Below are 20,600 nucleotides of genomic sequence, written 5' to 3'. Positions count from 1 at the left end.
GGCTCACTCGCCCGGGGTCCCCTCTCCCGGCGCGCAGGCGAGGTTGTCCGCCGCGTCCGGCCCGTCCCGGTCGATCCGCTCCGCCGCCGCGGGGCAGACCGGCGCCACGCCTCCCGCGCCGAACGTCGAGGCGACCTCGCCCAGCGGATCGAGGAGGAGGATCTCCGGCGGCCGGTCGTTCGCGATCCCGCCGAGGAGCGCGGTCCCGCCGCAGGCGACCCGCGGCGTCCCGGCCGGCAAGGCGTAGCGGCCGTCGTACGCGCCGCCCACCACGAGCGCCACGGCTCCGGGCGGGACGGCGTCCGCCGGTGCGGCGCTCACGGCGCAGGAGGTGAGCGCCCCCGTCGCCGTGCGCTTCGCCAGCCGCCAGCCGCCGAGATCGAGCCGGCCTTCCCCCAGGTTGGCGATCTCGACGTACTCGCCGCCCGCCTCCGGCGTCGCCGCGTCCGCTCGCACCTCCGTGATGACGGGGCGCGGCGGTGGCCCCGCAGCCGCCGCCGTCTCGAACGCCGCGACGGTCGGACGGCGGCGCCCCTCGGCGTCGAGCACGGGACCTCCGCCGGCGGCGGCGACGCGCGAGGAGAGCACCACCACGTAGGGCGAGAGCGGGCGCAGCGGCGCCGCGGGCCGCAGCAGCACGCGGCGGCCGCCCTCGGCGAGCGCCGCCGTGGCCGGCACCCGCGCCGGCAGGTCGAGCGCGCCGGCCTCGGACTCGACCGCGTCGAGCGCCTCGCGCAGCGCCGCCGCCGGGACGAGCACGAGCCGCGCGCCGTCGGTGATCCCGTCCGCCTCGACCGGAGCCGTGAACCGGAGCTCGGCGGCGGCGAGCTCCGGCGGGATCCCCGGGCCCTCCGGAGCCACGCTCTCCACGCGCGCGAGCGGCGCGGGCTCCGGCAGTCCGCACGCGACGGCGAGCAGCACGATCGCCGCGCGTCTCATCTCCTGCCCCCGCCGAAGCGACCGGCCGTGAGCGCGTCCAGCTCCGCGCCGAGCCGGTCGATCTCGAGCTCCGCCTGCCCGAGGGCGAGCGCCGTGGACGGCGGCGCGAGGAGCAGCGCGAGCCGCAGCCGGCGCCGCTCGTAGTACACCGCCGTGGCCCGCTTCACCGCCTCGGCGCGAGCCCGGGCGCGCGCGGTCCGCTCCGCGGCGGCGGCGACCTCGCCGGTCGCCGCGACCAGGCCGCCGAGATCCCACGTCGCGCGCAGCGACACCGCATGGCCGGGAGCGACGCGCAGGTAGTCGACCTCGCCCGAGCCCTGCAGGCCGACCACCCGGTAGCTGCGCTCGTCGCGCTGGTACTCGGCGGTGAGCCGTGGGAGCAGCGCCGCCACGCGCGCCCGCCGGGCGAACCCGGCGGCGCCGGGGTTGTCCTCCTCCGCGGCCAGGGCGGCTGCCGCCTGCACCTCGCCGATGCTCGGCTCGCCCGCTGAGAGGAGGGCGAGCGCGCGCAGGGCCTCGACCTCCGCGGCCTCGACGGACACGTCCGGCGCTGGCTCGACGGTGGGGGGCGCTGCGGAACGGGGGGCGGCGCGGGGCGCCGTGGCGGCGAGCGCGGCGGCCAGGGCGACGGGCAGGGAGGTCATGGCCCGCGCGCGTGAGCACGGCGCGCACCGCCGCGAGCAGTCCTGATATCGCGCGCTTGCTCGCGACCCGGCGTCCACGCGCCGGCCGGTGGGCGCGCACGCGTCCCCTCGCCCGTCGCTACGCGTCGCCGCGGCGCTCGAGCGGCCGCACCCCCCGATGACCCGACCCGGGGTTTGCCCAACCCCCGCCCGAGGGTCCGGCGCGAGTCGTCCGCGGGCGGTATCACGTGCCCCGTTCACGGTACGGCAACCGACTCGCAGTAGCGGACGGAACCCCGTCACCGCGAGCCGATCCCGGTAATTTCCGGTGGTTCCAACGCCGACCCCGCGGCAGGAGGTCTGCGCCTCGCACCCACCCCGCCTGGTGGTGCCGCGCTTGCACCGCCCGAGGCCCCGTAGCTCGCGCGCGGAGGCCGCCCCGTGATGGACCGGAAGAAGATCCTGCTCGTCGACGACTCGTCCACCGTTCTCCTGATGGAGCGAATGATCCTCTCGAAGTACGCGTACGACGTCGTGACGGCGAAGGACGGCGCCGAGGGCGTCGAGAAGGCCATCGCCGAGCGGCCCGACCTGATCCTCATGGACGTGGTGATGCCTCGGATGGACGGCTTCGAGGCCTGCCGCCGCATCCGCGAGCAGGAGGACACCCGCGAGATCCCCGTCATCATGGTGACGACTCGCGGCGAGCTCGCGAGCGTCGAGTCGGGCTACGCGAGCGGCTGCAACGACTACGTGACCAAGCCCATCAACGGACTCGAGCTGCTCGCCAAGGTGCGCAGCTGCCTCGGGCAGTAGCAGGAGCGTCATGTCGGACCGCCCCCGCAGCGACCGGCCCACGCCGCCGCCCTCCGGCACCGGCCAGGACCTCCAGAAGATGAGCGAGCGCCTGCGCGAGGTGATCTCCTCGCTCCGCTCCGAGCAGCAGCGGCTCGCCGGCGAGGCGCGCCCGTCCGTCCCGCCGGCCACCGCCACGGCGGACTCCGGAGACCTGGAGCGCCGGCGGCTCGCGAGCGAGCTCGCGCTCGCGCGCGAGGCGATCGCCCACGCGAGCGCCGAGCGGGACCGGCTGCGCGTGCGCGTCGACGAGCTCGAGGCCGAGCACGGCAGGCTCTCCGACGAGTACGTCGCGGCGCAGGAGCGGGCGACCGAGCTCGCCCAGCTCTTCGTGGCCCTCGAGCGGCTGCACGGGGGCCGCTCGCGCGCGGACGTCGTCACCGCGGTTCAGGAGATCGTCATCAACGTGGTCGGCTCCGAGGAGCTCGCGCTCTTCGAGCGCCGCGACGGGGGGCTCGAGCTGCTCAAGGCCTTCGGCGTGGACCCGGGCCCGATCCACACGATCGGGCTGGGCGAGGGGGTCATCGGCCGGACCGCCGCGACCGGGGCCGCCTGGATCGCCGGGCGCGATCCCGCCCCCGAGTCGCCGGATGCCGATCTCACCGCGTGCATCCCGCTGCGCGCGGGCGACGACGTCGTGGGCGCGCTCGCGATCTGGCGGCTCCTCGGGCACAAGCCGGTGCTCGACGAGCAGGACCACGCCGTGTTCGAGCTCCTCTCGGCCCACGCCGGGCTCGCGCTCCACCTCAGAGCCTCGCAGGCCGGCGCGCCCATCGCGTGAGCTCGCCCGAACGCCTCACCCTGCCCTCCGAGCGTTCCGGCGGCGGCCCTCCGGACGCCGCCGGCCGCGCGCAGGTCTACCTGCACGCCGGCCAGCTCGCGACCGCCGCCGCGCCCACGGCCATCACCACGGTGCTCGGCTCCTGCGTGGCGGTGTGCCTGCACGACCCGACCACCGGCGTGGGCGGGATGAACCACTTCCTCCTGCCGAACCCCGTCGGCCGCGAGCGGTCGCCCCGCTTCGGGAAGGTCGCCGTGCCTCAGCTCGTGGACGCGGTCGTCCGCGAGGGCGCCGCCCGCGGCGCCCTCGTCGCCAAGGTGTTCGGGGGCGCGAGCGTCATCGGCGCGTTCCGCGGCTCGCGCAACCTGGGCGAGGAGAACGCGGCGCTCGCGCTCCGGCTCCTCGAGGAGGCGCGCATCCCGGTGCTCGACCACGACGTCGGCGGCGCGCGCGGGCGAAAGGTCGTCTTCATCGTGGACCAGGGCACCGCCTGGGTCCGCCAGCTGTGAGAGCACCCATGGACGAACTCGGCATCGACCGCGAGCTCCTCGTGCAGACCTTCCTGGCGGAGGCGGAGGAGACCTTCGGGCGAATGGAGCAGGCGCTCGTCGCCCTCGAGGCTCGCCCGGGCGACGAGGAGATCCTCCACGCGCTGTTCCGCGACGCGCACACCTTGAAGGGCGGCGCGGCGCTGGTCGGCTTCGACGGCGTACGGGACCTCGCGCACGACCTCGAGGACGTGCTCGAGCGGCTCCGCGTGCGCAGCCTCGGCGTCACCGACGCGCTCGTGACGCTCCTCCTGCGGTCGGTGGACGTGCTCCGCCAGGCGGTCGGCGCGGCGGCGGCGGGGGCCGAGGGAGAGTCCCCGGCGGCGCTCGCCTTCCGGCGCCGGCTCGCCGACGCGGCGCAGGCGGCCGGAGCGCCCTCGGGCGCCGGCCCCGACGCGCCCCTCCCGGCTCGCGGCGGCGGAGGCGGCGCGCCCGAGCGCGCGGCGGCCCCCGGCCACGGGAGCGGCGCGCGCACGCTGCGCGTGGACGTGGCGAAGCTCGACCGGATGCTCGATCTCGCCGGCGAGATCGCGGTGGCGCGCGGGCGGCTCACCGACCTGCTCGAGCAGCGCGGCGGCGACGGCGCGGAGCACCTCCTCGAGGCGCACCGCGAGGCGGACCGGCTCTACCAGGACCTGCAGGAGCTCATCATGCAGGCCCGCATGGTGCCCATCGGACCGACGTTCCATCCGCACGCGCGCACCGTCCGCGACGCCGCCAGCGCGCTCGGCAAGCGCGCGCGCCTCGTGGTCGAGGGCGAGGACGTGGAGGTGGACACCGCGGTGATCGAGCACATCCGCGATCCGCTGACGCACATGGTCCGCAACGCGCTGCACCACGGCATCGAGTCGCCCGAGGCGCGTCGCGCCCGGGGCAAGCCGCCGGTGGGCACGGTCGTGCTGCGCGCCTTCCACGAGGCCGGGAGCATGGTCATCCAGGTCGCCGACGACGGCGGCGGCCTCGACCGGGCGCGCATCGCGGCGCGGGCCGTCGCGCAGGGGCTCGCGCTGGAGGCCGACCGCGTCACGGACGAGGAGGCCGCGCGGCTCGTGTTCGAGCATGGGTTCTCCACCGCCGACCGCGTCACGGAGCTCTCCGGCCGCGGCGTCGGGATGGACGTCGTGCGCCGCAACGTCGAGGCGCTGCGCGGGTCCGTCGCCATCCACAGCGCGCCCGGGGTGGGCACCGAGATCACCCTCCGCGTGCCGCTGACGCTGGCCATCATCCAGGGCTTCAAGGTGGGCGTCGCGGACGAGACCTTCATCCTGCCGCTCGACGCCGTGGTGGAGTGCCTGGAGCTTCCGGCCGAGCAGAGCGCCGCGGGCGCGCCCTGCGGGATCCTGAACGTGCGCGGCGCCCCGCTCCCCTACCTGCGCCTGCGCGACCACTTCGGCCTCGGCGGCGCGCCCCCGGCGCGCCAGAACGTGGTGGTGGTGCGGCACGGCGCGCACACGGCGGGCGTGGCGGTGGACGCGCTGCACGGCGAGAGCTCCACCGTGATCAAGCCGCTCGGCCGGATGTTCGGCGGGGTCGTGGGGATCTCGGGATCCTCCATCCTCGGCAACGGCAACGTGGCGCTCATCCTCGACGTGGGAGGGCTGCTGCGCGAGACGCTCCGGCGGGCAGCCCAGGCTCAGGCGGCGTAGCCGCAACGGGAGACGACAATGCAGGCGACGGACGCGGTCGAGCGCGCGCAGTACCTCTCCTTCTCCCTGGGGGGAGGCGAGTACGGCGTCGGCATCCTCAAGGTGAAGGAGATCCTCCAGTACGAGACGGTGACCCGGGTGCCGTCCACGCCGCGGTCGGTGCGCGGGGTCATCAACCTGCGCGGCCAGGTGGTCCCGGTGATCGACCTGGCCGCGAAGTTCGGGCTGGCCGAGACCGAGGTCTCGCGCCTCACGTGCATCCTCATCGTGGAGGCGCGCCTCGACGGTCAACCCGCGGTCGTCGGGGTCATGGCCGACGCCGTGCAGGAGGTGATCGAGCTCGGCCCCGGAGACGTCGAGCCGGCCCCCGCCTTCGGCACCGCCGTCCGCGTCGACTTCCTCCTCGGGGTCGGGAAGGTCGGCAAGCGCTTCGTGCTCCTGCTCGATCTCGATCGCGTCATCTCGGCGGACGAGAAGGAGTTCGCGCGGGAGGCCGCGGCGGGAGCGCTCGACGGCGCCCCCGCGCCGGGGGACGCGACCCCGGACGCGCCCGCCGACCCGGCGGAGGCGGCGTAGCGCGTGCCGGCGCCCGCGGAGCGGCGGCGGCCGGACCGCGCCGGGGCCACCCCCCCGGCGGTGACCGCGCACGCCGTCACCGCGCTGAGCGACGACGAGTTCGAGCTGTTCCAGTCGCTCATCCACCGCGAGGCGGGCATCTGGCTCGCGCCGGTGAAGAAGGCGCTGCTCGTCGGGCGGCTCGCGCGCCGGCTCCGCGAGCTCGGGATGGCGAGCTACCGCGCGTACCACGAGCGCGTCCGGGAGGATCCGGCCGAGAAGGTGCGGATGCTCGACGCGATCTGCACGAACGAGACGCACTTCTTCCGCGAGCCGCGCCACTTCGAGCTCCTCGCGGGGCGGTTGCTCCCCGCGCTGCGGGAGCAGGCGGAGGCGGGCGACCGGCCGCGGCGGCTCCGGGTGTGGAGCGCGGCGTGCTCGAGCGGCGAGGAGCCCTACTCCATCGCCATGGCCCTCCTCGACGCGCTCCCGCAGGGCTGGGACCTCCAGATCCTCGCCACCGACCTCTCCACCCGGATCCTCGATCGCGCCCGCGCCGCGGTCTGGCCGGTCGAGAAGGCGCGGGAGATCCCCGAGCCGTACCTGAAGGCCTTCATGCTCCGGGGCGTCGGCAGCCAGGAGGGGCTCATGAAGGCGGGCCCCGAGCTGCGGGCGCTGGTGCGGTTCGAGCGGCTCAACCTGAACGGCGACGGCTGGCCGGACGAGCGGTTCGACCTCGTCTTCTGCCGCAACGTGCTCATCTACTTCGAGCGCCGCGCCAAGGAGCGCGTCGTGGAGCGGCTCCTCGACCGGCTCGCGCCCGGCGGGCACCTGTTCCTCGGCCACGCGGAGAGCCTCGGCGGGCTGACCGCGCGGGCCCGCTCGGTCGTGCCCACCGTCTACACGCCCTTCGCCCCGGCGCGGGACGCCTGATGCCCGCGCGCGTCCTCGTGGTGGACGACTCCGCCGTGGTGCGGCAGGCGCTCGCGCAGATCCTCGGCCGGGCGGGCCTCGCGGTGGCGACCGCCAACGATCCCCTCATCGCGATGGAGAAGATGCGCCGGGAGCGGCCCGACGCCATCGTGCTCGACATCGAGATGCCGCGGATGGACGGCCTCACCTTCCTCCGCAAGCTGATGGCGGAGGATCCCATCCCGGTCGTCGTCTGCTCGGGGCTCGCGGGCCCGGGGACCGAGGTCGCGCTCCGCGCGCTGGAGGAGGGCGCGGTCGACCTCGTCGAGAAGCCGCGCCTCGGCGTGAAGGACTTCCTCGAGGGCTCCGCCGGGCGGCTCGTGCACGTGGTGCGCGCGGCGGTCCTCGCGCGGGTCCGGCGCCGGCCGTCCGCCCCACCCCTGGTCCAGAAGCTCTCCGCCGACGCGGTGCTGCCGGCGCGTCCGGCGGCGCGCGGCGCGGGCGACCGGATCGTCGTCGTCGGCGCGTCCACGGGCGGGACGGAGGCGCTTCGCGTGCTGCTCGGGGCGATGCCGCCGGACGCCCCCGGCATCGCCGTCGTCCAGCACATGCCCCCGGTGTTCACCGCGCAGTTCGCGGCGCGCCTCGACAGGACCTGCCGGATCGAGGTGAAGGAGGCCGCGCAGGGAGACCGGCTCGGCCCGGGCCGCGCGCTCGTGGCGCCGGGCGACCGCCACCTCGCGCTGCGCCGGGCGGGCGACGGCTACTTCGTGGACGTCCTCGACGGGCCGCCGGTGTCGCTGCACCGGCCGAGCGTGAACGTCCTCTTCCGCTCGGCGGCGCAGGCCGCGGGCGGGAACGCGGCCGGCGTGATCCTCACGGGCATGGGAGACGACGGCGCGGATGGGCTCGCCGAGCTGCGGGCGGCGGGCGCGCGCACCTTCGCCCAGGACGAGGCGAGCTGCGTCGTGTTCGGGATGCCGAAGGAGGCGATCGCGCGCGGCGCGGTCGAGGAGGTCCTCCCGCTGCCGCGCATCGCCCCGGCGCTGCTTCATTGGTCCCGGGGGCCGCGCCCCCGGGAGTCGATCACGCCCTGAGCGCGGCGGCCACGCTCGTCAATCCTCGACCTCGTCGAGCCAGGCCATCTGGATCGCCTCGAGGACCTTCTCGTTCGACTTGCCGGGATCGTCGGCGAAGCCGGGGAGCTCGCGCACCCAGCGATGGAGGTCGGTGAAGCGCACGGCCAGCGGCGCCACTCCGGGGTGCGCCTCGGCGAGCGCGATCGCGATCTCCCGCACGTCCGTCCATCTCATCCGTGGGTCCCCTCTCTCAGGAAGCGATCCGGTTCCCCGGGATCCGCACCACCACGTCCTCGTCGGAGACGCGCGCCTGGCAGCCGAGGCGCGAGGTCTGGGTGAGCCCCGCGGCCTCGTTCAGCTTGTCGTCCTCGCGGTCGCCGATCTCGGAGAGCGAGTCGAACCCCTTCTCGATCCAGACGTGGCAGGTGGTGCACGCCGCGACCCCGCCGCAGTTGTGCGGGAGCTCGACGCCGGCGTGCTCGGCGGCGTCGAGGATCGACGACCCGCGGCGGACCTCCACGGTCGTGCCGTGGGGCAGGAAGGTGACCTTCGGCATGTGCTCCTACTCCCCCTGATCGTCGAGATCGCCGTCCTTGGAGCCGGTCGCGCGCGGGTGCTCGACGATGCTCTGGGCGAACTCCTCGACGCGGTGACCCGCCATGGCCTGGCGGATGTGCTTGTCCATGCGGCGCTCGGCGAACGCCTTCGAGGCCCCGTCGAGCGACTCGATCCACGCCTTGACCGCGAGGTAGTCGGTGCCCGCCATCGCCTCGCGCAGCCCGCCCATGCGCTCCTCGATGGCCGCCCGCTCCGGCGGCTCGAGCAGCTCGCCGTCGAGCGCGAACGCCGACTCGAGCGAGGCCAGGATGCGGTCGCCCTCGACGCGCCACTCGGCGACGAACCGCTGCGTGACGTCCTCCTCGGCGTGCTCGATGCTCTCGACGAGCATCTGCTCGACCTCGTCCTCGGTGAGCCCGTACGTGGGCTTCACCTGGATCTTCTGCTCGATGCCGGTGGTGAGCTCGCGCGCGGAGACCTGGAGGATCCCGTCCGCGTCCACCGCGTAGGTGATCTCCACCCGCGCGATGCCCGCCGGCATCGGCGGGATCCCCTTCAGCGTGAACCGGGCGAGGGAGCGGCAGTCGTGCGCGAGCTCGCGCTCGCCCTGCACCACGTGCACCACCATGCCGGTCTGGCCGTCCGCGTAGGTGGTGAACTGCTGCGTGGCGCTCGCCGGGATGGTCGAGTTCCGCATGATGATCTTCTCGACCACCCCGCCCATCATCTCCACGCCCAGCGAGAGCGGGATGACGTCGAGGAGGAGCACGTCCTCGCGGCCGCCCTTGTCGAGCGCGTCCGCCTGCACGGCGGCCCCGAGCGCGACCACGGTGTCGGGATCGAGGTCGGTGAGCGGCTCCTGGCCGAACAGCCGCCGCACGTGGCGCCGCACGAGCGGCGTCCGGGTCGCCCCGCCGACGAGGACGACCCCGTCGACCCTCGCGACGTTGGCGTCGCGCAGCGCGTGCTGGCAGGGGCCGGTGGTGCGCTCGACCACCGGCTGGATGAGCGCCTCCAGCTCGGCGCGGGTGAGCCGCGCTAGGAGGCGGTGCCCCTCGGGCAGCTCCACGTCCGCCTCGACCACCTCGTGCGCGCTCAGCTCCTCGCGGATCTTCTGGGCCGCGGCCACCGCGCCGCGCAGCACGGCCGGCGACGGCTCGTCGGCGCGGGGCGACAGGCCGCGCGCCATGAGCTCCCGCGCCACCAGGCGATCGAAGTCGTCGCCGCCGAGGTGCGTGTCCCCGACCGTCGAGAGCACCTCGAAGACGCCGCCGTCGAGGCGGAGGATGGAGACATCGAACGTGCCGCCGCCGAGATCGTAGACCGCGAACACGCCCTGGGAGCGCTTGTCGAGCCCGTAGGCGAGCGCGGCGGCGGTGGGCTCGTTGAGGAGCCGGAGCACCTCGAGGCCGGCGAGCCGGCCGGCGTCCTTCGTGGCCTGGCGCTGCGCGTCGTCGAAGTAGGCGGGCACGGTGATCACGCAGCCGCCCGGCGGACCGCCGAGCGCGTCCGCGGCGCGGCGCTTGAGGACGCGCAGGATCTCGGCGGAGACCTCGATCGGCGTCACCGCCCGCGCGCCGCCGTTCACGACCAGCCTCACGACCGCGCCCGCCTCGTCGAAGCGGTAGATGCCGCGGTCCTCCGGGCGGATGTCGGCCGGGCCGCGGCCCATGAAGCGCTTCACCGAGAGGATGGTGTCGAGCGGCCGCTCCGGCGCGCGGCGCTTCGCCCCGGCGCCCACCTCGGCGTCGTCGGCCGCGCCGTAGTGCACCGCCGACGGCAGGAGGTGGCGCCCGTCCTCGACCTCGAGCACCTGCGGGCGGTTCCGCTCGTCGACGTGCGCGACGAGGGAGTTCGTGGTGCCGAGATCGATCCCGATCGCGCGGGGCATGGGGGGCGCTCCTCAGTGTCCGGTCGCGGCGGCGCCGCGCTCGGCGTCGGCCACGATGTTGTCGTAGTAGCGCGCGCGGGAGAGGCGCCGCGCGATGTCCACCGGCAGCTCGGAGAACCAGTGATCGTCCTCGAACATGCCACGGACCTCCGCCTCCAGGGCCTCCAGGCGGCCGCGCGTCGCCGCCGCGATCCTGCGCAGCGCCTCCCCGTCCCCGTCCGCGAGCGCGAGGGCGAGCGCCTCGCGCCACTCGAGCTGCTCCTCGAGGAACTCGGGGTCGGCGAACGTCCTGCCCTCCGAGAACACGTCCGTCCCGGCGAGCTTCAGCAGGTAGGCGGCGCGGAGCCGCCAGTCCTTGAGGTAGCGGTAGGCGTCGTTGAGCCGGGTCGCCCGCTCGAGCGAGAGGCGCCGCTCCCGCGGCTCGGCGCGCGCGAAGCGATCCGGGTGCAGCACCCGCGACAGCTCGCGGAAGCGGCGCTCGAGCTCGACGGGGTCGAGCGCGTACTGGCGCGGCAGGCCGAGGAGCGAGAAGTAGTCCTCGGTGCGGGCGACCGGCTGGATCTTGCGACAGCGGGCGCAGAAGAGCGTCCCGCTCTCCAGCTCCAGCTCGCAGCTCCAGCAGATCGGGCGGCGCATGCCTCTCGAAAGCGATTCCCGCTCCTCCGGGGCGATCCCGGCGCGGAGCGGGAACGCACTACCACGATCCGACTAGATGGTGAACGACTCGCCGCAGCCGCAAGCGCTCTTCACGTTGGGATTTCGGAACACGAAGCCGCTCTGCATCAGCGTCTGCTGCCAGTCCACCACGGTGCCGGCGAGGAACACGGCGCTCTTCGGATCGACGAAGAGCCGCGCGCCGTCGCGCTCGATCACCTGATCGTGCTTCGCCGGCTCCGGCGCCCAGTCGATGAAGTACGAGAGGCCCGAGCAGCCGCCCCCCTTCACGCCGAGTCGGAGCCCGCCCTGCGGCGTCCCCTTCTCCTGCGAGAGCGCGCGGATGCGCACCGCCGCCTTCTCGCTGATCTCGATGCCCGCCATGGGTCCGGCCCTCTCAGATCCCCGACTTCAGCACGCCGCGCTCGAGCAGCTCCGCGCGATCGCCCTGGACGGTGTCCGGCTTCACCGTGGGCGCGACGCCCCGCTTCTTCTGCCAGTCGGCGACGGCCGCCTTGATGGCGTCCTCCGCCAGGACCGAGCAGTGGATCTTCACCGGCGGCAGGTTCAGCTCGTTCGCGACGTCGGTGTTCTTGATGGTGAGCGCCTCGTCGACGGTCTTCCCCTTCACCCACTCGGTCACGAGCGAGGAGGAGGCGATCGCGGAGCCGCAGCCGAAGGTCTTGAACTTGGCGTCCTCGATGACGCCCTCGCCGTTCACCTTGATCTGCAGCTTCATCACGTCGCCGCAGGCGGGAGCCCCTACGAGGCCGGTCCCCACGTCGGGGTCGGCCTTGTCGAGGGAGCCGACGTTGCGCGGGTGCTCGTAGTGATCGAGGAGCTTGTCGGAGTACGCCATCTTCGTTCCTTCGGTTAATGCGGGTTCGCCCACTCGATCTGCGAGAGATCGACGCCTTCCTTGACCATCTCGTACAGCGGCGACATCTCGCGGAGCTTGCGGACCTTCTCGACGACGAGGCGGACGACGTGGTCCACCTCCTCCTCGGTGGTGAAGCGGCCGAGGCCGAAGCGGATCGAGGAGTGCGCCAGATCCTCCGAGATCCCCATCGCGCGGAGCACGTACGACGGCTCGAGCGAAGCGCTCGTGCAGGCCGACCCGGACGACACCGCCACGTCCTTGATGGCCATCATCAGCGCCTCGCCCTCCACGTAGGCGAAGCTGACGTTCAGGTTCCCCGGCACGCGGTGCGCGAGGCTGCCGTTCACGGTGAGCAGATCGAGCCCGGCGTCGAGCCCCTTCCGCAGCCGCTCGCGGAGCGCGAGCACCCGCTCCGCCTCCGCGGCGCCCTCCAGGCGCGCGAGCTCGGCCGCCTTGCCGAACCCCACGATGCCCGGCACGTTCAGGGTGCCGGAGCGGAAGCCGCGCTCGTGCCCGCCGCCGTCCATCTGCGCGATGAGCCGGACGCGCGGCTTGCGCCGGACGTAGAGCGCGCCCACGCCCTTCGGCCCGTACATCTTGTGCGCCGAGAGGGAGGCGAGGTCGACGTTCGCGTCCTCGACGTCGAACGGGAGCTTGCCGGCGCTCTGCACGGCGTCGCAGTGGAAGAGCACGCCCGCGGCCCGCGTGATCCGCCCGATCTCCTCGATGGGGTGGACGACGCCCGTCTCGTTGTTGGCGTGCATGATCGAGACGAGGATGGTGTCCTCGCGCAGCGCGGCCCGCAGGCGAGCGGGATCCAGCCGGCCGTCCTTCTCCACGTCGAGGAACGTCACCTCGAAGCCCTGGCGCTCGAGCGCGTGCATCGAGTCGAGCACCGCCTTGTGCTCGGTCTTGCAGGTGACGAGGTGCTTGCCCTTCGACTGGTAGAACTGCGCCGCGCCCTTCACCGCCAGGTTGTCCGACTCGGTCGCGCCGCTCGTCCAGACGATCTCCTTCGCGGAGGCGCCGACGAGCCTCGCCACCTCCTCGCGCGCCGCCTCGACCGCCTCCTCGGCGCGCCAGCCGAAGGCGTGGCTCTTGGAGGCGGCGTTCCCGAAGTCCTCGGCGAAGTACGGCAGCATCGCCTCGAGCACCCGGCGATCGACCGGTGTCGTGGCGTGGTAGTCCATGTAGATCGGAATCTTCATCGCGCCCGCGGGCTCTCGAAGTGCATTGGGATTCGCGCCGCCTGACGTCGACGGGCGGAGTCGAGTATAAGGAAATCGAGCACCCGGTCAAGCGAGTCCCGCGAGCAAGCACTGGGCGACACAGCGGAATTTCGTTAGGTTCCGAAGGTACACATGCGCCTTACCACCCGGATACTTCTCGCAGCGGTCACCTTCGCCGGTGTGCTGTGGCTTCCCGATCTGGCAGGCCTTGGCCCGACGGGGGCGCAGAGCGACCTCCAGCTGGGCTCCCTGCTGGCCGAGGGGTCGATCGTCGCGTTCGCGGTGGCGTTCGCCGGCGGCGTCGCGACGAGCCTCACCCCCTGCGTCTACCCGCTCATCCCGATCACCGTCTCCATCTTCGGCGCCCGCAAGGCCGGCAGCCGCCGGGAGGCGACGGCGGTCTCCGCCCTCTACGTCCTCGGGATCGCGGCGATGTACTCCGCCCTGGGCGTGGGCGCGGCCCTCACCGGGAAGGCCTTCGGCAGCGTGATGCAGAACCCGTGGGTGATCGGGTTCGTCGCCGTCGTCCTCGTCGCCATGGCGGCCTCCATGTTCGGGGCGTTCGAGCTGCAGCTCCCCTCGTCGTGGCAGGCGCGGCTCTCCGGGGTCGGCGGGGCCGGCCGGACCGGCGCGTTCGCCATGGGGCTCGTCTCCGGGATCATCGCCGCCCCCTGCACCGGTCCCGTGCTGGCGGCGGCGCTCACCTTCGTGGCCGCGAAGGGGTCGGTCGCGTTCGGGCTGGGCATCATGTTCACCTACGCGCTCGGGATGGGGCTCCTGTTCTTCCTCATCGGCGCGTTCTCCATCTCCCTGCCGAAGAGCGGCGCCTGGATGGAGACCGTGAAGTCGGTGTTCGGCGTGGCGCTCCTCGCGGCCGCCGGCGTCTTCCTGAAGGACGCCTTCCCGCAGGTGAAGCCGCTCTTCTCCGCGGCCCGCGAGGCGGCGGTGATCGCCGCCGCCCTGGCCTCCGCCGGCGTGCTCGCCGGCGCCCTCCAGGGGAGCTTCCACGGCCCGGCGCTCGAGCGCGCCGCGAAGGGGCTCGGTATCGCGCTCCTCGTGGGCGGGATCGTGTACGCCGCGGGCGCCTCGGGGGCGCGCGAGCGGGAGCGCTCGGCCGCCGCGTTCGCGTGGCTCCACTCGGAGGAGGAGGCGATCGCGCTCGCGAAGGCGTCCGGCCGCCCCGTGATCATCGACTTCTGGGCCGACTGGTGCACCGCCTGCAAGGAGCTCGACAGGATCGCGTGGGCCGACACCCGCGTGCGCGAGGAGGCGAGCAGGTTCGTCGCGGTGAAGCTCGACGGCACCGACGGCTCCGAGGCGTTCCAGGCGCTCTCGGAGAAGTACGGGATCGTCGGCATGCCGACGGTGATCTTCATCGACCCGCGTGGCCGGGAGGTCCCGGAGCGCGTGACGGGCGCGATCCCCGCGGGGGAGATGCTCGAGAAGCTGCGCGGCGTCGACCAGGCCTGCGAGGGGAAGCCCCCGGCGACCGCCGCGCCGGCGGGCGCGCTCGCCTGCGCCGCCCGCTGGTAGCGCGCGGCGAAGCCGGTCCCGGCCTCAGGGCATGCAGGCCTGGAACTCGTCGACGCACGTGAGGCCGCCGCCGACGCTCGTGATGCAGGAGAGCGGCCCGCACTCCTGAGCCTGGGTGCACGCCTCGCCCTCGGGCACGAACGCGCGGCAGGTTCCTGCGTCGCACCACGAGCGGGCGCAGCCGTCCCCCCACTCGGTCTGCTCGGCGCAGGGCTCGCCCGGGCCCGGATCCTCCGCGCAGCGTCCGCTCGCGGCATCGCAGTGGGATCCGGGTCCGCAGAGCACGGCGGCGCCGCACGCCTCGCCGACGCCGACGAGTGGCACGCACCTCGCCTCATCTGCGGCGCCGGACCTGCAGTACGACCCCGCCGCGCAGGCCTCCTCACCGGTCGCGCAGCTCCCCGTGGCGGTCTTGGCACGGCAGGTGTCGCCATCGCACCAGAGGCCCACGCCGCAGCCGAACGCGCCGCACGCCTGGCCCTCGCCAGCGTACGACGGCACGGCGCAGCGCGGGGGGACCTGTCCCGCGTCGCAGGCGAGGCCGGGCGCGCAGCCCCAAGGCTCGAGGTCGCACGCCTCGCCTGCGGCGAGCCACGCGACACAGGTGCCGCTGCAATGGTCCGTCCAGTCGGTGCAACGTCCCCCGGCGCACGCCTCCGACACCGCGCAGGAGCTCCCGGGCGGCGTGTGCCCCGCGAAGACGGACGCGCAGGAGGGGGCGCCGGGATCGTTCCAGAACCAGAACTGCTCGCAGCTCGCCGCCTGCATCTCCGCGACGCAGCGCGAGGCCTGCGCGGCGTCGTAGGTGAGCCGGCCGGCGTCGGCGAACGCCTGGTAGGCGCGGCACTGCGACCCGTCGAGCTCTCCCTCGATCGTCGCCGGCGTCAGGCGGTAGCAGGAGGCGAGCTTGCTCGAGTACGCCGCCAGCATCGCGTCGCAGAACGCACCGATGGTCGAGGTGTCGGGCCGCGGCGTCGGGGCGTCCTTCGGTCCCGAGCACCCCGCGAGCGCGGCCGCGATCGCGGTCAGCACGGCACATGTCCTCATGGTGAACCCCTCGCCGGCGGAAGCCGGGGCGAATGTCACCGGAGGAGAACACCGTGGCGCGATGCCGTCCAGGTCGAATCGCGCCGGAGCGCGTCGCGGAACGGCTCGCGGCGACGTCCTGCGACAGGCGCCTACAGGACCTGGTAGCCCGCGAGCACCAGGAACTGGAGGTCGGCCATGCCGTCGCGCAGGGGGGCGTCGCCGGCGCCGACGCGGTAGCCGAGCGCGGCGCGGACGCCGACGGTGACCTCGTCGTAGAGCGGCGTCTCGTACGACGCGGCGAAGCGCGGCGTGAAGAGCATGCCGGCGTCGTGCTTCACCGTCACCGTCACCGGCGCCTCGCCGGAGAGCGCGACGATGCCGCCGATCGCGCGGGCGGACAGGACCAGCGCGGGGGAGAGCTCGACGCCGCGGTCGTGGTGGTTGTCGTCGTGGACCCACTCGCCGCCGTAGTTCGCGTAGTACGCGAGGCCGAACCGGCCGGCGATGTCCCACCCGCCCGCCGCGCCGAGCGGGCGGCGATAGAAGCCGCCGAGGCGCAGCTCCGTCTTGGCCCAGTCGAGGTCCCCGAACGCGCCGAGGTCGTCGCGGAGCGTGAGCCCCTGCGCCCACGCGATCCCCACCGACGACCACCCGGCCCACGCGAGCGTGGCCGACCCGCCGCCGAGCGGCTCCGCGGAGAGGAGGGACAGCTGACGCAGCCGCGGCTGCGTGCCCGGCTGCGGGGAGGTGGCCACGCGGGGCGCGGGCTGGCGCGGGGGCGGCGCCGGAGGAGGGGGCTGCGCCGGCGGCGGCTCCTGGCCGGGCGGGGTCTCGTAGGGCCAGTCCTCCGGCCCGGCCTCGGCGGGCGGCGTCCCCTGCGCCCCGCCCTGGATCGACGGCGCCGCGAGCATGAGGTGGAGAGCGAAGAAGGTGGCGAGCATGCGGTTCCTCCCGGGACGGCGCATTGTAGCGGGCAGAGGCGCCGGCACGGACGAAACGGATGGGCGCCGGGGGGATTCCCGGTTGACACCCCGTCGGCCCACGGCATATGAGGAGGCCCCCAAAGCCCAGGTGGCGGAACTGGTAGACGCACCAGATTCAGGGTCTGGCGGCCTCAAAACCGTGGAGGTTCGAATCCTCTCCTGGGCACTCCGCCTCACGTAGCTTCCGAGGGCGGGCTCGCGAACGCGAGCCCGCCCTTCGCGTCTCCTTTTGCCTCGCCGGCCGCGCCGCGGCGCGGCTTGACATCGCGGCCCGTCTGCATATTTATGCAGGCCCATGCATAAGCTTCCCGCCTCGATCGTCGGCGCGTCCGGCTACACCGGCCTCGAGCTGACGCGGCTCCTCGCCCGGCACCCGCAGGTCCAGGTGGCGGGGCTCTACTCGGATCGCTGGGCGGACGAGGCCGCCGGCGCCCGGCTCCCGCTCGCGGGCGAGCTCGCGGCGCTGCGCTACCGCCCGCTGTCCGAGGCGGAGCGCGCAGAGGGCGAGCTCGTGTTCCTCGCCACGCCGGCGGAGGTGTCGGCGGAGCTCGCCCCGAAGCTCCTCGCCCGCGGCGCCCGCGTCGTCGATCTCTCCGGCGCGTTCCGGCTCGCCGATCCGGCGGCCTACCCGGCCTGGTACGGGTTCGCCCACCCGGCCCCGGAGCTCCTCGCCGAGGCGCGCTACGGGCTCCCGGAGCTCGCGCGCGCGGGGCTCGCCGGAGCCCGCCTCGTCACCAACCCGGGCTGCTACGCGACGTCGATCGCCCTCGCGGTGGCGCCGCTCGTGAAGTCGGGGCTCGCCTCGCCCGAGGGCATCGTCGTCACCGGCCTCTCCGGCGTGTCGGGCGCGGGGCGCAAGGCCGCCGAGGACTACAGCTTCGGTGAGGTCGCCGACGACCTGCGCGCCTATCGCCTCGGCCGCCACCAGCACGTCCCCGAGATCGAGCAGACCGTGCTGCGCCACGCCGGCGCCTGCGGTCCCATCGCCTTCTCGCCGGTGCTCGTCCCCATCCGGCGCGGCATCCTCTCCTCCGTGGCCCTCCGCCTCGCGGGCGGCGCCCGCCCGGCCGACCTCGAGGGCGCGCTCCGCGCGGCCTACGCCGGCGAGCCGTTCGTGCGGGTCGTCGCCGCGGACCGGGTGACGGTGAAGGACGTGCTCCACACGAACCGCGCCCACGTCGGCGTCGCGGTCGATCCGCGCGCGGGGGTGGCGCTCGTCACCTCCGCCATCGACAACCTCGTGAAGGGCGCCGCCGGGCAGGCGGTGCAGGCCATGAACGCCGCGATGGGCTGGCCGGAGACGGCCGGCCTGGATCTGCTCGGAGGCTGAGGTGAAGATCCCGAAGGGCTTCCGGTTCGGCGGCGTCGCCTGCGGGCTCAAGCCGCAGCGGCGGGACCTCGCGCTCGTGGTGTCGGATCACCCCGCGGCCGCCGCGGGCGTGTTCACCATCAACAAGGCCGCGGCCGCCCCCGTGCTCGACGCGCGGCCGCGCGTGCCGGCCGAGGGGATCCGCGCCATCGTGGCGAACTCCGGGAACGCGAACGCGCTCACCGGCCCCGCCGGCCTCGACGACGTCGCCGTGATCCGCAGCGCCGTCGCCGACGCGCTCGGGATCCAGAAGCGCGCCGTGCTGACCGCCTCCACGGGCGTCATCGGCGCGCGGCTCCCGGCGATGAAGATCGTGACCGCCCTCCCCGCGCTCGTCGATCAGCTCGGCGACCACGCCGACCTCGCCGCCGAGGCGATCATGACCACCGACACGCGGCCGAAGATGGCGGCGCGCGAGGTGACGCTCGGCGGCAAGGCGGCGGTGCTGTCGGCGATCTGCAAGGGCTCGGGCATGCTCGCGCCCCAGCTCGCCACGACCATGTGCCTCGTCACGACCGACGCCGCCGTGACGCCGAAGGCCCTGCAGGAGGCGCTCTCCCGCGCGGTCCAGAAGACGCTCAACATGGTCACCGTGGACGGCGAGATGTCCACGAACGACTGCGTGTTCGCGCTCGCGAACGGGCTCGCCGGCAACCCCCGCATCTCCGAGCCGGGGCCGGACCTCGCCGTGCTGGAGGCCGCGCTCACCGACCTGCTCGGCGAGATGGGCCGCGCCATGGCCGCGGACGGCGAGGGCGCGACCAAGCTCGTGGAGGTGGTGGTCACCGGCGCGCCGGGCGACGAGGCCGCGCGCGACTGCGCCCGCTCGATCGCGTCGTCGCCGCTCGTGAAGGCGGCGCTCTTCGGCGCCGATCCGAACTGGGGCCGGATCCTCTCCACCGTCGGCGCGCGCGCGGGCGCGGCGGGCTACCCCATCGATCCGTACAAGGCGCGGGTCTCGCTGCAGGGGATCACCGTCTTCGGCGGCGGCGCGCCGATCGAGTTCGACCGCGACAACCTCCGCACCCGCATGCGGGAGAGCCGGATCGACGTGCTCGTCGAGCTCGCCGACGGCGAGGCCCGCGCCGTCGCCTGGGGCTGCGACCTCTCCTACGACTACGTCAAGATCAACGCGGACTACACCTCGCTCATCATCCAGAAGCCGGACGGGGGCGTGGCGAAGGACGATCGGGTCTCGAACTACAGCCCCGCCTTCAAGCGGGCGCTCCTCGCCGAGGCGCTCAAGTACATCGCCGCCTTCTCCGGCCAGATCGCCGTCATCAAGTACGGCGGCGCCGCCATGGTGAAGGACAGCCTCAAGGAGGCCTTCGCCGAGGACGTCTCGCTGCTCAAGAAGGTGGGGCTGAAGCCGGTGGTGGTCCACGGCGGCGCCCCCGAGATCACGAAGACGCTCGAGAAGCTGGGAGAGCGGAGCGAGTTCGTGGACGGGATGCGCGTCACGGACGCGCAGAGCCTGCCGGTCGTGGAGATGGTCCTCACCGGCAAGGTGAACCAGGAGCTGGTCGCCCTGCTCAACGCGCGCGCCGCGGGCGCGGTCGGCCTCTCCGGCAAGGACGGACGGCTCCTGCGCGCCCGCAAGGCCGTCCACGAGTCCGGGCGGGATCTCGGGCACGTGGGCGAGGTCGTGGAGGTGAACAGGGACTTCCTCCGCATGCTCCTCGACGGAGGGTACGTGCCGGTCATCTCGCCCATCGGCCTCTCCGACGAGGGCGGCAGCCTCTCCATCAACGCCGACGAGGTCGCGGCGGCGGTGGCGGTCGCGCTGGGGGCGAAGAAGCTCATCTACCTCACCGACGTGCCGGGCATCCTCGAGTCCACCCCGGACGGCCAGCTGGTGCGCCAGCTCACCACCGGCGACCTCGCCCACCGGGTGCAGATCGGCGCCGTGACGGGCGGGATGAAGTGGAAGGCGCAGTCGATCCTGACCGCGCTCGCCGGCGGGGTGGAGCGCGTCCACGTCCTCGACGGCCGCCAGCCGCACACCGTCATCGCCGAGCTCTTCACCGACCGCGGGGTCGGCTCCCTGGTGACGTCATGACGCACCAGCGCCACCGCCGCGAGGTGGTCGCGCGCCTCCTCCGCGCGCGCCGGATCGGGACGCAGGAGGAGCTCCTGGAGGCGCTGCGCGCGGGCGGCATCGAGGCGACCCAGGCGACCCTGTCCCGCGACCTCGCCCAGCTCGGCGCCCGGCGCGTCTCGCGGCCGGAGGGCGGGACCGTCTACGAGCTCCCCGCCGGCGCGGCCGAGCGCGACGGGCTCGCCACGCTGCGGGGCCTCGTCTCGGAGGTCGCGTCCAACGCGTCGCTGGTGGTGATCCGCACCCATCCCGGCAGCGCGCCGGCGATCGCGCGCGCCATCGACCTCGCCGGGCTGCCGGACGTACTCGGCACCATCGCGGGCGACGACACGATCTTCGTCGCCCCCGCGGGCGAGCTCCGGGCGCGCAAGCTCGCCACCCGGCTCGCCGACCTGCTCGGCGCGCCCGTCGCGGGCGAGGGCCCCGCGCAGTAGCCGA

22 protein-coding genes and 1 tRNA gene are annotated in these 20,600 nt (G+C 74.2%); 12 read left to right on the top strand and 11 right to left on the bottom strand.

Going from position 1 to position 20,600, the window contains the following annotated elements; all coding sequences use genetic code 11:
- Positions 1–3 precede the first annotated feature (3 nt).
- Positions 4–939: a lamin tail domain-containing protein gene (locus ANAE109_RS03350; protein WP_011984971.1), complete on the bottom strand. Its 936-nt coding sequence runs from the start codon at positions 937–939 to the stop codon at positions 4–6.
- Positions 936–1,583 carry a hypothetical protein gene (locus ANAE109_RS03345; protein ID WP_041448099.1) on the bottom strand — a complete coding sequence of 216 codons (648 nt, stop codon included), beginning with the start codon at positions 1,581–1,583 and terminating at the stop codon, positions 936–938. Before ANAE109_RS03345 ends, ANAE109_RS03350 begins: the two co-directional genes overlap by 4 nt.
- 423 nt (positions 1,584–2,006) lie before the next feature.
- On the opposite strand from ANAE109_RS03345, the gene ANAE109_RS03340 reads away from it, so the two are divergent.
- The 7 genes from ANAE109_RS03340 to ANAE109_RS03310 are packed head-to-tail and all read left to right on the top strand — an operon-like array spanning position 2,007 to position 7,956.
- Positions 2,007–2,378 (top strand): PleD family two-component system response regulator, encoded by a 372-nt coding sequence (locus tag ANAE109_RS03340; protein ID WP_011984969.1) that lies wholly within the window; start codon positions 2,007–2,009, stop codon positions 2,376–2,378.
- Positions 2,379–2,388: 10 nt separating this feature from the next.
- A complete protein-coding gene (locus ANAE109_RS03335; RefSeq protein ID WP_011984968.1) occupies positions 2,389–3,198 on the top strand; it encodes a GAF domain-containing protein in 810 nt (269 codons plus the stop codon).
- Entirely contained in the window at positions 3,195–3,707 is a 513-nt protein-coding gene (locus tag ANAE109_RS03330) for a chemotaxis protein CheD (RefSeq protein WP_011984967.1), read from the top strand. The genes ANAE109_RS03335 and ANAE109_RS03330 overlap by 4 nt, the downstream gene beginning before the upstream one ends.
- 8 nt (positions 3,708–3,715) lie before the next feature.
- Positions 3,716–5,392, top strand: coding sequence for a chemotaxis protein CheA (locus ANAE109_RS03325; RefSeq protein ID WP_011984966.1), 1,677 nt, complete (start codon positions 3,716–3,718; stop codon positions 5,390–5,392).
- An 18-nt stretch (positions 5,393–5,410) separates the two neighbouring features.
- On the top strand, positions 5,411–5,968 hold the full coding sequence (locus tag ANAE109_RS03320; RefSeq protein ID WP_011984965.1) for a chemotaxis protein CheW: 558 nt from the start codon (positions 5,411–5,413) through the stop codon (positions 5,966–5,968).
- Positions 5,969–5,971: 3 nt separating this feature from the next.
- Entirely contained in the window at positions 5,972–6,880 is a 909-nt protein-coding gene (locus ANAE109_RS03315; protein ID WP_011984964.1) for a protein-glutamate O-methyltransferase CheR, read from the top strand.
- Positions 6,880–7,956 (top strand): chemotaxis response regulator protein-glutamate methylesterase, encoded by a 1,077-nt coding sequence (locus ANAE109_RS03310; RefSeq protein ID WP_011984963.1) that lies wholly within the window; start codon positions 6,880–6,882, stop codon positions 7,954–7,956. The genes ANAE109_RS03315 and ANAE109_RS03310 overlap by 1 nt, the downstream gene beginning before the upstream one ends.
- An 18-nt stretch (positions 7,957–7,974) precedes the next feature.
- On the opposite strand, the gene iscX is transcribed toward ANAE109_RS03310, so the two are convergent.
- From iscX to ANAE109_RS03275, 7 genes are all read right to left on the bottom strand, one after another.
- Positions 7,975–8,172 carry a Fe-S cluster assembly protein IscX gene (gene iscX, locus ANAE109_RS03305; RefSeq protein WP_011984962.1) on the bottom strand — a complete coding sequence of 66 codons (198 nt, stop codon included), beginning with the start codon at positions 8,170–8,172 and terminating at the stop codon, positions 7,975–7,977.
- A 16-nt stretch (positions 8,173–8,188) separates the two neighbouring features.
- Positions 8,189–8,494 carry a 2Fe-2S iron-sulfur cluster-binding protein gene (locus tag ANAE109_RS03300; RefSeq protein WP_011984961.1) on the bottom strand — a complete coding sequence of 102 codons (306 nt, stop codon included), beginning with the start codon at positions 8,492–8,494 and terminating at the stop codon, positions 8,189–8,191.
- A 6-nt stretch (positions 8,495–8,500) separates the two neighbouring features.
- The gene (hscA, locus tag ANAE109_RS03295) at positions 8,501–10,387 is read right to left on the bottom strand and encodes a Fe-S protein assembly chaperone HscA (protein ID WP_011984960.1); all 1,887 of its coding nucleotides are present in this window, start codon (positions 10,385–10,387) and stop codon (positions 8,501–8,503) included.
- Between the two features lie 12 nt (positions 10,388–10,399).
- Positions 10,400–11,023, bottom strand: coding sequence for a Fe-S protein assembly co-chaperone HscB (hscB, locus tag ANAE109_RS03290; RefSeq protein ID WP_011984959.1), 624 nt, complete (start codon positions 11,021–11,023; stop codon positions 10,400–10,402).
- Between the two features lie 72 nt (positions 11,024–11,095).
- On the bottom strand, positions 11,096–11,425 hold the full coding sequence (locus tag ANAE109_RS03285; RefSeq protein ID WP_011984958.1) for an iron-sulfur cluster assembly accessory protein: 330 nt from the start codon (positions 11,423–11,425) through the stop codon (positions 11,096–11,098).
- A gap of 13 nt (positions 11,426–11,438) precedes the next feature.
- Positions 11,439–11,900 (bottom strand): Fe-S cluster assembly scaffold IscU, encoded by a 462-nt coding sequence (gene iscU, locus ANAE109_RS03280; RefSeq protein ID WP_011984957.1) that lies wholly within the window; start codon positions 11,898–11,900, stop codon positions 11,439–11,441.
- 14 nt (positions 11,901–11,914) lie between these two features.
- Positions 11,915–13,129, bottom strand: coding sequence for an IscS subfamily cysteine desulfurase (locus ANAE109_RS03275; RefSeq protein ID WP_011984956.1), 1,215 nt, complete (start codon positions 13,127–13,129; stop codon positions 11,915–11,917).
- Between the two features lie 153 nt (positions 13,130–13,282).
- Here ANAE109_RS03275 and ANAE109_RS03270 point away from each other — a divergent pair, with 153 nt between their 5' ends.
- Entirely contained in the window at positions 13,283–14,683 is a 1,401-nt protein-coding gene (locus ANAE109_RS03270) for a protein-disulfide reductase DsbD (protein WP_011984955.1), read from the top strand.
- 24 nt (positions 14,684–14,707) lie between these two features.
- Here the strand turns inward: ANAE109_RS03270 and ANAE109_RS03265 are convergent, their stop codons facing one another.
- Entirely contained in the window at positions 14,708–15,730 is a 1,023-nt protein-coding gene (locus tag ANAE109_RS03265) for a hypothetical protein (RefSeq protein ID WP_011984954.1), read from the bottom strand.
- A 131-nt stretch (positions 15,731–15,861) separates the two neighbouring features.
- Complete coding sequence (locus tag ANAE109_RS03260; protein ID WP_041448097.1) at positions 15,862–16,653, bottom strand: hypothetical protein; 792 nt, start codon at positions 16,651–16,653, stop codon at positions 15,862–15,864.
- A 124-nt stretch (positions 16,654–16,777) separates the two neighbouring features.
- Here ANAE109_RS03260 and ANAE109_RS03255 point away from each other — a divergent pair.
- From ANAE109_RS03255 to ANAE109_RS03240, 4 genes are all read left to right on the top strand, one after another.
- Positions 16,778–16,861 (top strand) — tRNA-Leu (locus ANAE109_RS03255).
- A gap of 129 nt (positions 16,862–16,990) precedes the next feature.
- Positions 16,991–18,025 carry an N-acetyl-gamma-glutamyl-phosphate reductase gene (gene argC, locus ANAE109_RS03250; protein ID WP_011984952.1) on the top strand — a complete coding sequence of 345 codons (1,035 nt, stop codon included), beginning with the start codon at positions 16,991–16,993 and terminating at the stop codon, positions 18,023–18,025.
- A 1-nt stretch (position 18,026) separates the two neighbouring features.
- On the top strand, positions 18,027–20,123 hold the full coding sequence (gene argJ / locus ANAE109_RS03245; protein WP_011984951.1) for a bifunctional glutamate N-acetyltransferase/amino-acid acetyltransferase ArgJ: 2,097 nt from the start codon (positions 18,027–18,029) through the stop codon (positions 20,121–20,123).
- Complete coding sequence (locus ANAE109_RS03240; RefSeq protein ID WP_011984950.1) at positions 20,120–20,596, top strand: arginine repressor; 477 nt, start codon at positions 20,120–20,122, stop codon at positions 20,594–20,596. The genes argJ and ANAE109_RS03240 overlap by 4 nt, the downstream gene beginning before the upstream one ends.
- The last annotated feature ends 4 nt before the right edge of the window (positions 20,597–20,600 follow it).

It is taken from the genome of Anaeromyxobacter sp. Fw109-5, assembly GCF_000017505.1.
Classification (GTDB): domain Bacteria; phylum Myxococcota; class Myxococcia; order Myxococcales; family Anaeromyxobacteraceae; genus Anaeromyxobacter.
Note: the sequence above shows the minus strand (reverse complement) of the source record. Positions and strands in the feature narration are given on the sequence as shown.